This is a genomic window from Methylobacter tundripaludum, assembly GCF_002934365.1.
GTDB classification, from domain to species: Bacteria; Pseudomonadota; Gammaproteobacteria; order Methylococcales; family Methylomonadaceae; genus Methylobacter_A; species Methylobacter_A tundripaludum_A.
Genome location: NZ_PTIY01000018.1, coordinates 59108 through 71483 on the forward strand (window position 1 = coordinate 59108; position 12376 = coordinate 71483).

13 protein-coding genes are annotated in these 12376 nt (G+C 50.8%); 11 read left to right on the top strand and 2 right to left on the bottom strand.

Features of this window, described 5'->3' with window-relative positions; all coding sequences use genetic code 11:
• The first annotated feature begins 137 nt into the window (after positions 1-137).
• The 3 genes from B0F88_RS16940 to rimI all read left to right on the top strand — a co-directional run bounded on the left by B0F88_RS16940 (position 138) and on the right by rimI (position 3004).
• Entirely contained in the window at positions 138-1682 is a 1545-nt protein-coding gene (locus tag B0F88_RS16940; protein ID WP_104425140.1) for a 2-isopropylmalate synthase, read from the top strand.
• A gap of 87 nt (positions 1683-1769) precedes the next feature.
• Positions 1770-2459 (top strand): uracil-DNA glycosylase, encoded by a 690-nt coding sequence (locus B0F88_RS16945; RefSeq protein WP_181049943.1) that lies wholly within the window; start codon positions 1770-1772, stop codon positions 2457-2459.
• 2 nt (positions 2460-2461) lie between these two features.
• On the top strand, positions 2462-3004 hold the full coding sequence (rimI, locus tag B0F88_RS16950; protein ID WP_104425127.1) for a ribosomal protein S18-alanine N-acetyltransferase: 543 nt from the start codon (positions 2462-2464) through the stop codon (positions 3002-3004).
• A 163-nt stretch (positions 3005-3167) separates the two neighbouring features.
• On the opposite strand, the gene B0F88_RS16955 is transcribed toward rimI, so the two are convergent.
• Complete coding sequence (locus B0F88_RS16955; protein WP_104425128.1) at positions 3168-3962, bottom strand: inositol monophosphatase family protein; 795 nt, start codon at positions 3960-3962, stop codon at positions 3168-3170.
• Positions 3963-4101: 139 nt separating this feature from the next.
• On the opposite strand from B0F88_RS16955, the gene B0F88_RS16960 reads away from it, so the two are divergent.
• From B0F88_RS16960 to B0F88_RS16985, 6 genes are all read left to right on the top strand, one after another.
• Positions 4102-4893, top strand: a complete 792-nt coding sequence (locus tag B0F88_RS16960; RefSeq protein WP_104425129.1) for an RNA methyltransferase — start codon at positions 4102-4104, stop codon at positions 4891-4893.
• Positions 4886-5653, top strand: a complete 768-nt coding sequence (gene cysE / locus B0F88_RS16965) for a serine O-acetyltransferase (protein ID WP_104425130.1) — start codon at positions 4886-4888, stop codon at positions 5651-5653. Before B0F88_RS16960 ends, cysE begins: the two co-directional genes overlap by 8 nt.
• A 161-nt stretch (positions 5654-5814) precedes the next feature.
• A complete protein-coding gene (gene iscR, locus B0F88_RS16970) occupies positions 5815-6288 on the top strand; it encodes a Fe-S cluster assembly transcriptional regulator IscR (RefSeq protein ID WP_104425131.1) in 474 nt (157 codons plus the stop codon).
• 12 nt (positions 6289-6300) lie between these two features.
• Complete coding sequence (locus B0F88_RS16975) at positions 6301-7410, top strand: cysteine desulfurase family protein (RefSeq protein WP_104425132.1); 1110 nt, start codon at positions 6301-6303, stop codon at positions 7408-7410.
• Positions 7411-7420: 10 nt separating this feature from the next.
• A complete protein-coding gene (locus B0F88_RS16980) occupies positions 7421-7744 on the top strand; it encodes a HesB/IscA family protein (protein ID WP_104425133.1) in 324 nt (107 codons plus the stop codon).
• A gap of 271 nt (positions 7745-8015) precedes the next feature.
• Entirely contained in the window at positions 8016-8525 is a 510-nt protein-coding gene (locus B0F88_RS16985; protein ID WP_104425134.1) for a YkgJ family cysteine cluster protein, read from the top strand.
• A gap of 230 nt (positions 8526-8755) precedes the next feature.
• Here B0F88_RS16985 and B0F88_RS16990 read toward each other — a convergent pair whose 3' ends face one another.
• Positions 8756-10192 carry an integron integrase gene (locus B0F88_RS16990; RefSeq protein WP_104425135.1) on the bottom strand — a complete coding sequence of 479 codons (1437 nt, stop codon included), beginning with the start codon at positions 10190-10192 and terminating at the stop codon, positions 8756-8758.
• A 454-nt stretch (positions 10193-10646) separates the two neighbouring features.
• Between B0F88_RS16990 and B0F88_RS16995 the strand changes: the two genes are divergently transcribed.
• A complete protein-coding gene (locus B0F88_RS16995; RefSeq protein ID WP_104425136.1) occupies positions 10647-11609 on the top strand; it encodes a hypothetical protein in 963 nt (320 codons plus the stop codon).
• Positions 11610-11736: 127 nt separating this feature from the next.
• Positions 11737-12285: a glycine-rich domain-containing protein gene (locus B0F88_RS17000; protein ID WP_104425137.1), complete on the top strand. Its 549-nt coding sequence runs from the start codon at positions 11737-11739 to the stop codon at positions 12283-12285.
• Positions 12286-12376: the final 91 nt, after the last annotated feature.

Genomic DNA, 12376 nt, shown 5'->3' on the forward strand with positions numbered 1-12376 from the left:
CACATATCTTTTTCTATATTTAATGATTTAAATCCCCTATATTCGTGCATCAACGCTACAGTTGAAGGCACTTCATCGACTGCATGGATGCAGGAGGTAGAGCAATGCAGGAGCAATTGCCGAGAATGGAGTTTTTTATGAAAGACAAATTAATAATATTCGACACCACTTTGCGCGACGGCGAACAAAGCCCCGGCGCTTCGATGACGCGCGACGAGAAAATCCGCATTGCCAAGGCTTTGGAGCGTTTAAAGGTTGATGTGATCGAGGCCGGTTTTCCTGCGGCCAGCCCCGGCGATTTTGAAGCCGTGCAGGCGGTCGCCAACGTGATCAAGGACAGCGTAGTGTGCGGGCTGGCCAGAGCCCTGGACAAGGACATCGACCGCGCGGGCGAAGCGCTTAAAGGCGCTAACCAATCGCGGATTCATACCTTTATCGCCACCTCGCCGATCCATATGCAGATGAAATTGCAGATGCAGCCGGAACAGGTCATCGAATACGCGGTCAGGGCGGTCAAACGTGCGCGGCAATATACCGATAACGTCGAATTTTCGCCGGAAGATGCCGGACGCTCTGAAGAAGACTTTTTGTGCCGGATTCTTGAAGCGGTTATCGATGCCGGAGCCACGACGCTGAACATTCCCGATACCGTCGGTTACAGCGTGCCCGACCAATTCGGAGCAACCATTGCCAACCTGATCCGCCGCATTCCCAATTCGGACAAGGCGATTTTCTCCGTGCATTGCCACAACGATTTGGGCCTTGCGGTCGCCAACTCCCTGTCGGCGGTCATGAACGGCGCACGCCAGGTTGAATGCACGATTAACGGTTTGGGCGAGCGCGCCGGCAACGCGTCGCTGGAAGAAGTGGTCATGGCGGTGCGCACCCGTAAGGATGTATTCACCTGCCAAACCGGCATCGACACCCGCGAGATCTTGACTTGCTCGAAACTGGTATCGTCTATCACCGGATTTCCCGTGCAGCCTAACAAGGCCATCGTCGGCGCCAATGCCTTCGCCCATGAGGCGGGCATCCACCAGGACGGCGTCTTGAAAAGCCGCGAGACTTACGAAATCATGCGCGCTGAGGATGTCGGCTGGACGGCCAACCGGATGGTGCTGGGCAAGCATTCGGGCAGAAATGCGTTTAAAAGCCGCATCACCGAATTGGGCTTTGAATTCGGCTCGGAAGCCGAGTTGAACGAGGCTTTCGCCCGCTTTAAACAGTTGGCCGATAAAAAGCACGAAATCTTCGATGAAGATTTGCAGACCTTGATTTCGGAAGCCGGTTTTGAGGCCGAAGACGAACATGTCAAACTGATCGCCCTGAAAGTGTGCTCGGAAACCGGCGAAATACCCAATGCAACCGTTACGCTACGAATGGATAATAAAGAAGCCACCGGTACGGCAAGCGGCGGCGGCGCTGTCGACGCCAGTTTAAAAGCTATAGAAAAACTGGTAAAAACCAACGCAAAACTGGAGCTTTATTCGGTAAACAGCATCACTAACGGCACCGATGCCCAGGGCGAAGTCACTATTCGTCTTGAAAAAGCAGGCCGGATCGTTAACGGTCTGGGCGCTGATACCGACATTGTTATCGCTTCGGCCAAGGCTTATATCAATGCCGTGAATAAGCTGCAAAGCCCCGATCAACGCAGGCATCCTCAGAAAGGGGATGTTTGATTAAGGTGAAAGGCGCAAGGTTCAAGGCGAAAGATTCAGCGTTCCCACGCCGGAGCGTGGGAACGCTAAGTAAGTCGCGAGTCGGCCTTGGATAACGCAACGCGTCTGCAATACTTGGAGGCTATGGGCATTGATGTTTGGGTGCCCAGATCCTCCGCCGATCACGAGCCAGCGTCGACACCCGATGCTATAGCCGATAGCACCCCGCCGTCTGAACTAATCGACAGCTGGGAAGCGTTGCAGGCCGAAGTAGCCCCCTGCACGCAATGCGATTTATGTAAAACCCGGATCCAAACGGTTTTCGGCTCGGGCAATAAAAATGCCGGCTGGATGTTCATCGGCGAAGGGCCGGGGCAAAGCGAAGACCAGCAAGGCTTGCCGTTTGTCGGCAAAGCGGGTCAGCTGTTAACGGAAATGCTGAGAGCCATAGGCCTTGATCGGGAAGAGGTCTTTATCGCCAATATTGTAAAATGCCGCCCGCCCGCCAACCGCGACCCGACACCCGTCGAAATCGAATCCTGCAAGCCTTACCTGCTGCGACAACTAACGCTAGTCAAGCCCAAAATCATCGTGGTTTTAGGCCGCGTTGCCGCACAGGCGTTGCTAAACACGGACGAACCGATTGGTAAACTCAGAGGGCAAATACGCGCTTTAAATGGCACGCCGCTTGTTGTAGTCTATCACCCGGCGTACTTGTTAAGATCATTGCTGGACAAGCGCAAAGCCTGGGCGGATTTAAAGCTCGCGATGCAAACAGTTAAAAACATTAAAGGTTGATCATGTTGGGAATGATGCTAGATAAAATAAAAGACTTTGTGGTTTACGATGCCGATAGAGAGTTCTACGCCAAATTATTCCCCGGCTCCGTGGGCAGAAAAGATTTAATGCGTCTGAGAAAAATGAGAAGTTCCGATTTGCCCGGCGTTATGACGATTGAAAGAGCAAATTATCAATTTCCCTGGGGAGAGGACATCTTCAGGGACTGCTTTAGAGCTAACTATAGCTGCTGGGTCTGTGAAGAGCAGGATGCCGTATTGGGCTACTGCATACTCGCCATGGGTGTCGACGAGGCCCATGTTTTAAATATTTGTGTAGCGCCGGACGAACAGGGGCAAGGGATAGGCCGGAAAATGCTGGAAAATCTTATCGAAGAAGCCAGAGGACGGGCGGAAACCATGTTCCTGGAAGTCCGGCCTTCCAACACCGTCGCCCTTGCTCTTTACCAAAACATGGGCTTCAACGAAATCGGCATCAGAAAAGGTTATTATCCTGCGGAAAACGGCCGCGAAGACGCCATCATGCTGGCGTTGCAGGTTTTTTAAAGTCGGGGTTCGTAACTGCTGAATTTATAATGGAACACGGATGACGTGGATTAGACGGATTTAAACGGATAAAAAAGGCAAAGGACGAAAGGCAAAAAAAGCATCTTTCGTCCTTTGCCTTTCGCCTACAGTTATCCGTGTTCTATTGTTCTAACCAACGATATTATTTCAAATTATCGGTTACATGCGGCTCTATAAGCTGGTACATGATCTGATGCATTTTGGGACTTGCAGCGATCAGGTTGCCTGACTCCCAATACTTATCGTTAAAAGAAAAATCGGTAGCCGCTCCGCCCGCTTCCTTGACCAACAAAATGCCGGCGGCCATATCCCACTCCATCAGGCCAATTTCCCAAAAACCATCCAGCCGCCCGGCAGCCACGTAGGCCAAATCAAGCGCCGCCGCGCCTGCGCGGCGAATCCCCGCCGAATCGGTCGCTATCGCGCGAAACATGCCTAAATAAGCATCCATATGTAAATCGGTCTTAAACGGAAAACCGGTGCCGATTAATGCGCCTTTCAAGCTGTTTTGCTTGGTCACCCGAATGCGGCGGTTATTCAGCATAGCCCCGCCGCCGCGTTTGGCGGTGAATAACTCGTCCCGCAACGGGTCATAAACGACGCCGACTTCAATCCTGCCTTTGTGTTTCAAGGCAATGGAAACGCAGTATTGCGGAAAACCGTGCAGAAAATTGGTCGTGCCGTCCAGCGGATCGATAATCCAGACAAAATCGTTGCCCTCCTGCGCACCGCTTTCTTCTGCCAGAATACTGTGCTCGGGATAGGCAGCCTTGATAATATTGATGATTTCCCGTTCGGCCATACGATCAACCTCGCTGGCGTAATCGTTTTTACCTTTTTGGTCGACGTGTAAACGGTCGATATTTTCAGATGAGCGGAGTATCAAGTCGCCGGCGCTTCTTGCGGCGCGGACGGCGGTATTTAACATGGGTTGCATAGGCTGATGGTTCTTATATAGGCACAGACGACTGCATGGATGCAGGAGGTAGAGCAATGCAGGAGCAGTTGCCGAAAACGGCATATAGTATCAAATTTTTTGCTAAACTTAGGCTCTTTTTTTAACCAAGGACAACGCTTTGCTGTCTACTATAAAAATTGTGCTGGTCGAAACGACGCATCCGGGAAACATAGGCGCTGTTGCCCGTGCGATGAAAAACATGAAGATGCATAATCTCTGGCTGGTTGCACCTAAAATATTCCCCAGCGCCGATGCCACCTCCAGGGCTTCCGGCGCCGACGACGTGTTGGCGGGCGCGACCGTCTGCCGGACTTTGCAGGAGGCCATTGCCGATTGCCAACTGGTGATTGGCGCCAGCGCCCGAGGCCGGACCATCAGCTGGCCGGAACTGACACCCAGGGAATGCGCGGAAAAAATATTGATCAATGAACCGGGCAACGGCCGCGACGGCTCCCAGCAGTCTTGCGGCATACACACCATCCCTGGCGATAAAGTGGCTATCGTTTTCGGCCGGGAAAACTCGGGCTTAAAAAATCACGAACTGGACCTGTGTCATTTTTTGCTGCGCATTCCCTGCAATAGCGAATACAGTTCCTTAAATATCGCCGCAGCCGTCCAGATTGTTTGTTATGAATTATTCGTGACATCGGGGCTGGCCGCACAAGAAGAAATCTTCGTCGGCGATAAAGGCGAAGAACCTTTGGCTACGGCGGCGCAAATGGAATCTTTCTACACTCATCTTGCCGAAGCCTTAACCGACATAGGCTTTATGCATCCTGCCAAATCAAAGTCCATTATGCGGCGCTTACGCCGGATTTATAACCGGATACAACTGGACACCAAGGAACTGGACATACTCCGGGGCATCCTGAGAATGTCTCAAGGCCACAAGAGGAATACCGATGTTTAACCGAATAAAAGAAGATATTACCTGCGTCTTTGACCGCGATCCGGCTGCGCAATCCGTCTTTGAAGTGATTACCACCTATCCCGGATTTCATGCCGTTTTAATTCACCGGCTCAGCCATTTTTGCTGGCTGGCAGGATTCAGATGGCTGGCTAGATTTATCGCTCATATCGGCCGCTGGCTGACCGGGATTGAAATTCACCCCGGCGCAGTCATCGGCAGGCGCTTTTTTATCGATCACGGCATGGGTGTGGTCATCGGCGAGACCGCCGTTATCGGCGACGACTGCACCTTGTATCACGGCGTAACGCTGGGCGGAACCAGCTGGGATAAAGGCAAGCGTCATCCGACCCTGCATAACGGCGTGGTGGTCGGTGCGGGGGCAAAAGTGTTAGGACCTATCGACATAGGTGAAAACGCCAGAGTGGGTTCAAACTCGGTAGTGTTAAAGCCGGTTCCGGCGGGCGTAACCGTCGTTGGAATTCCAGCCCATGTCGTCGATCCTAAAAGCAAAGTCGCAACAGCCGAGCGCGACAAAATAGCCTACAAAATGGGCTTTAGCGCCTACGGCGCAACGACCGACATGCCCGACCCCATCGCCTATGCGATTAATCACATGCTCGATCATATTCATGCAATGGACAATCAGATAGAAACCCTGCAAAAAGCACTCAATGACGCCGGCATTAAATACCCGGAAACCCCCATCTCCAAATTGGACGGTTGCGAAATTGAGGATGGTTATGACGAAGATGAGTTGTAAAAGAAAACAACACCCGGCATCGCATTGATTGCAGATTACCCAATGCGTCCTGTGTCTTGAGCCATTCACCAACCATAGGCCACCAAGGGTATAATAGTTGACTATTTTGCTAGGTTAAGTATAGTAACAATATCTTAACGGTATTTATAGAGGATGCTACTGTGCGCTTAACTACTAAAGGTCGCTATGCGGTTACTGCAATGATTGATTTGGCTTTTCACAGTCAAATCAAGCCGGTAACCCTGACCGACATTGCGGCTCGTCAAACCATTTCCCTGTCTTATCTGGAACAACTATTTGCCCGTTTGCGCCGGGCGGGTATGGTAAAAGGTGTGCGCGGACCTGGCGGCGGTTACAAACTGTGCCGCAAGGCCAGCGACATTAATATTGCCGAAATTATCGCAGCCGTCGATGAACCGCTTGATTCAACAAAATGCGGCGGCGAAGCCAACTGCCAGAAGGATCAATCCTGTTTAACGCATGACCTGTGGATGGGCTTGAGTGAGCAGATCAGGAATTATTTGGAGGGCATTTCTTTAGCCGACCTGTTAGAAAAGAATCGGGTTCAGGAAGTCGCCAAAAGACAGCATCACGAAGCACAACACACCATTGAAATTTATCGTCATGCCGAATAACGCCTAAGCTGAATGATCTACCTCGATCATAACGCGACCACACCGATAGATGATCGCGTTCTGGAGGCAATGCTTCCCTTCCTGAAAACATTCTACGGAAATCCTTCCAGCCTCTATCGTCTCGGCAGGGCCTCGAAAAGCGCTGTCGATGCAGCGCGTGAGCAGCTCGCTGCACTGATCGGCGTTCAGCCGGGGCAAATTATTTTTACCAGCGGCGGCACCGAAGCCAATAATCTGGCTTTGGCAACTTTAGCCCCTCAGGCCGGGCTGGCCGTTTCAGCCATAGAACATCCCTCGGTTATCGAGCCTGCCCTGCGTTTGCAAAGCCTGGGCCATGAACTTCACCTGCTGAATGTCGATGCAAACGGCCTGATAACGCAGGATGCTGTCGACGAGGTTATTCGGCTAAAACCCGGCCTGGTTTCGATCATGCTAGCCAATAACGAAACCGGCGCAATACAGAATATCGCCGACTATGCCGGTCAGCTGCGAGCGCAGGACATCATCGTTCATACCGACGCCGTACAGGCGCTGGGCAAAATCCCAGTCGATTTCAACCGGCTCGGCGCGCATTTGATGTCGCTGTCCAGCCATAAAATCTACGGCCCCAAAGGCTGCGGCGCACTGGTATTTGAAAAATCCGTGGCGATAAATCCTGTCTTGCTGGGTGGCGGGCAGGAGCAAGGATTCAGGGCAGGGACCGAAAATGTCGCCGCCATCGTCGGCTTTGGCAAAGCGGCTGAACTTGCCAAAGCCGAACTTGCCGACCGCCAGGAACATCTGCTAAAACTTAGAACACTGTTGGAACACGGCTTAAAAGCCATTCCCGGCCTGACTGTTTTTGCCCAACAGGCGGAACGCCTGTCCAATACCGTGCAAGTCGGCGTTCGCGGCATCGACGGCGAAATGCTGCTGATGCAGCTGGATCAAAAAGGCATCGCCGTTTCCAGCGGATCGGCCTGCGCCAGCGGCCTAAGAGAACCCAGCCCTGTCCTGGCCGCCATGGGCGTTGAACCTGATCGGGCAAAAAGCGCGATCCGCATCAGCTTGGGAAAAGCCAACACTGAAGCTGAAATTATCGAATTTATTAAACAATTAACATCCTTAACCATCAAAGGATAAAGAGGAAATCATGTCTGTATCATTAACCGAAACCGCCGCCCGGCAAATCAAAAAACAACTGGAAAAACGCGGCAAAGGCCTGGGTTTAAAACTGGGCGTAAAACAATCCGGCTGCTCGGGCTATGCTTATACCATCGACTACGCCGACGCCCTTAATGAAGGCGACGCCGTGTTTGAAAATTTCGACGTCAAAGTCATCATAGCCGCAAACGACCTGCAATTTGTCGACGGCATAGAACTGGATTATCGCCGGGAAGGCATTAACGAAGCCTTCCAGTTCAACAACCCGAATGTAAAAGGCACTTGTGGCTGTGGCGAGAGTTTTTCTGTTTGATCAGGAGAATCAAGTCGTCCACGAAAGCCGCAAAAAGCACGCAAATATGCGCTAATTTATCGCGGATCAACTGCGATTTTTAGGATAATAGCTAAACCTGGAAGATCTAGTCGCAGAGCCATCCTACCAAAGAAATCATTTGGAGCGTGTGAAAACCGTTCGTGCTGGCTTGTCTCGAATGGGGTGAGCGTTTTCGCCACCACTCATTTGGTGAGTCTTCCAGGACAATAAAGGCTTTTCCAAAGCTCTGTTAAAAAGGCCGGATACAAAGATGAACACACTTACCCAACTCCATGCCGATATCGAAGCGCGCGTAAGAGCTATCCGCAACGACAATCCCGATTGGCTATGCCGCATGGGCTGCGACGGCTGTTGCCGGCGGCTCGCCGAAGTACCCCGGCTCACTGCGGCGGAATGGGCTTTGCTGCAAGACGGACTGGCCGCGCTGCCCCCGGAGCGGCTTCGGGAAGTCGGCCGGGGCATCGCCACGCTGGCCGAGCAGCCATCACGCCCCATCGTCTGCCCGTTGTTGGACCGCTCGGCCGGGGCCTGCCTGGTCTACGCCCACCGCCCGGTGGCTTGCCGCACATACGGGTTCTATGTCCAGCGTGACCTCGGGCTTTACTGCAAGGACATCGAGTCGCGCGTGGCCGGCGGCGCCTTGACCGGAGTGGTGTGGGGCAACCAGGACGCCGTCGATCGCCGTCTCTGCGCTCTGGGCGACACCCGCGATTTGACCGAGTGGTTCGCGCTCTGGAAGGAAGGCGGGGACATGGCTTGATCGGCTTAGGTTTCTGTAGGTGGCCTCGATCATTTTGTTGGATGACCACTTTTAGCACCAGGGGTATTTTTCCGAACGTAGGCTGCCATGATCGGCTGAATTCGACCCACAAGAAACACTCGCCCCACATTTCAAATGGCAGCAGACCAATACAAAGCGGACTGTCGATCTTAGCTAATCAAGTGGCACAATCGGCCATAATCAGATGGTCAGTTTGGTTTTTCTCTGGCTTATTTTGAATCAAAATCAAGCGGACTCTTGGCCTGCTTGATCGTGATGCTTTGCACCGTATGGGTATAAATCATCGTCGTTCTTAAATCGCTGTGTCCCAACAACTCCTGAATCGTGCGGATATCGTAGTTCGCCTGCAATAAATGACTGGCAAAGGAATGCCTGAAGGTATGTGCCGAAGCCCGTTTGGTGATTTTGGCGTCATTCACTGCTTTTTTGATCGCTTTTTGCACGACCGATTCATGAATGTGATAACGCCTGTATTCCTGCGCTTCGGGCAACAAAGTTAACGATTGGGCCGGAAATAACCATTGCCAGATAAACTCTTTAGCAGCGTTCTTATATTTACGATCCAATTGATCCGGCAAAAAAGTACCGGCAAATTTAGCTTTCAGGTCGGCCTCATGTACAGCGATTACTTTCTGCAATTGCTGTTTTAAGGCGGGAACTATCGCTTGCGGAATGGGTACCGTCCGGTCTTTCATACCTTTGCCGTCGTGGATCGTCAAAATCCCCGCATCGAAATTGAGGTTATGCACCCGAAGATTCAAGCATTCAAAGAGTCGCAGACCGCAACCGTATAATACCTTAGCAATCAAGTTGACCGGGGCTTCCAGATGATCAAAAATTAAATCGATCTCTTCACGCGACAACACCACAGGTATGTAGGGCCTACGTTTTGCTCTTGCTACGCCTTTGATCTCACCAAACTCCTTTTTAAGCACCTGTTTGAACAAAAACAACAACGCATTGAACGCCTGATTCTGGGTGGATGCAGAGACCTGTTGCTTAACGGCCAGAAAACTTAAAAAATCAGCCACATCCTGTTGCGATAACAACCTGTAATCTTTGCTTTTGGTAAAGCTTTGAAACTGACGCGTCCACCCTCGATAAGCTTTTAGCGTCTTTGGCGAATAATGCCGGATTTTGATTTCACTCAATAACCGGTCGAACACAAAAACCCAGCTGGCTCCCGTTGTTGCTGGAGCGATCAGTATAGTTGCAGAATGCTCTTGTACGGGTTGGGTAGCCGCATCAACGGGAGTTGGGTTGATAGCGGTTAGCCGGTTGCTATGCCCGCTTTGTTGGGGCAAAGGCTGGTTTGACGGTTTCAGTATTGGATCCTTGTTGGTTGAAACAACACCGGTAATGTGCTCCGGATTGACGGGATTGTGGTTAGCAGCCTGCATAGCATAGAACAAGGAAACGGCCTGATGCGCTTCTTGTTGCGATTGTTCCGATTGCTGTTTATCCTGTAATTTTTTTAAAAACAACGGCAAACTATTGGCATAAAATGGATTGTGCTGATACTTCCGGCAAAAATCCCAATAAAAGCGCAGCCATTTGGTGTAAACGAATCGGGTGTTGCTTTGCAGTGACTTGCTTCTCAACAACTGATCGAACGGGTCAAATATCTCTGAGGGTAGAGCTATCATCTGATGCTATCCAGAAACTGTTTTTTATGCACATTTGCGTGTTATCCACTTTAGAAAACATAGTCTTCAAAGCTATTATTGTCAACTGAGGTTGGAAGGAGTATAAGATAGTCAGACCTAGATAATAACTTGTTAGCCAACATTTATACCCCATAGATACGTTAATCGATTGAAACAAAAGAGGTTTTATGTTGTTGTTTCTTCTTAAAAGTGATACCCTCGCCCCGTCGTATAACTGCGTTGATACGACGGGGCGAGGGTATCACTTTCTAAAGTCAACACACCCCCACTTTCGTCCCAACGATTAACAACTGTGCAGTATAAATATCGGCTAACGCGTCGTTAGAGCGTACACGATGCGCAAAAAGCGCGCATCGCGACGCTCAACTCAAAACGTTGGGCGTCAAGACACGTAACATTCCCCCTGTTTATTCTTCCTAATTGGAGATCATGCATGAGTAAGTCGAAACGGCAAGCTACGCCTCAGAGACCCGATGAGGGGAAGCGGAAATTCCTTAGGGACGCTGGCATGCTCGCCGTCAGTGCATTGCTCACACGGCCGATGGACAAGGTCTGCGTTGTCGTATCTGACTTGATCGACACTGTTGCAACAGCGGGAGAGAGGGCCGCACTTGCCTCAATCGTTGACGTAAACAGAGGCATCCAGCTTTTTGCTGGTAATACGAACAAACTAGCTGCCGTGGCTGGCACACCTGGAATATCGCCCTACCTTCGAAGTGCAGCAAAGTCTTTCGGAGCATTTGCTATAACGGCTCTAGGCGATGCGAAGCATTTTGAAAGGGTCTCGGAGGAAGATGCGAGGCTTGCGTTGGATGACAAGAGTAGCGACCTTATTCTTCTCGGAGGCCCCGTGGCTAATAGCCTAGGCGCGAAGTTCACCGCGCATAACTTCGTGCAAGTTAATGAGGGTGATAGGGAAATACTTCTTCCCATCTTTAATCATTCTAACGGTCTTCGTTGGGGATTTTATTGTGGCTCACTGGCATACGGCTCATGGGGCGATAAGGTGCGGAAGGCCAGACGTTACGAGAACGGAGAAGAAGTCGAGCGCCCCCTGTACGGCCTGTGGGATCTAAAGGAGTCGCGGAAGCACCCTCAGCCCTTCTTTGTGGATGGCGATGGCTTTTTGCAGGAGGAGGCTCTATTAATCACGCGCGTTAGTAATCCGTATTCAAGAGTAGGCACAATAACTACTATTGGCGGTGTGCATGGGTACAGCGCACAGGCGTTCTTCTCTCAGAGCGACGCAAATCTAAAGCAGCTTCTCCTACTGACGCATGGAGCGAGTGCATATCAAGTCATGGTGCCTGTGCGCTTACTTCACGATCACTCAATCCGTCATACTTCTGGGCAAGTTGATTGGAATGGGGCAAAGATCGTCATAACTGCCGCTTAGTATGCTCGGCCGCGTCGTCCAACATGCCGCTCAACCGGAGCGCGGTTATAATGCGGTTTTATTTGTCAGCTTTCCGTGCCGCGCCCGGTTAGCTTTACGTTAGACCTATCAACCAAAGGAGATTGCAATGTCATTATTAGATCAAATCAAGGTCGAAGTTCCGAACGAATACAAAGAGGCAATCCAGTTCATTGATGACTTCGACTATGAGCCTATTTTGAAAAAGGTTTCAAAAGACCTTCATGGCCCAACAAAAAAATATGTGTTCGAGGGCATTGAAAATCTTAAGCGTTATTATGTAGTTGCTCTTCTTGACGCACAAAATCCACATGCTGTTTCTCGCCCAGTTGATCCGTTCTGGCATGTGCATGTTCTTTTTTCACGGGAATATTTCCGTTTCTGCGAAGAAGTTTTTGGTGCTTATGTTCACCATATCCCACTTGATCATGATGACTCAAAGGCAGTTAGTCATGTTAAGAAAGTCTATGAATACACGCTTAAGAAGCATCACGAAATATTTAAGCAAGTTGATGAGGAGTGGTGGCCTGCGGCCACTATGCCTGGCCTTTTAATTTGTTTCCAACCAGAGGCATTAATTTGCTTCCAACCGGAAGCCTGCGGTTATCGCCTAAAGGGGCTATATGAACAGGAAACAGCACTTCGGGAGTCGGTCTAACGAATAAGGTTAGATTGTGTGAGCGATAGCGAGCCACAATCTGAACCGGTTGTTGGACAAGCCCGGTCGTAGTCGGAAAGCTGGCTTATTA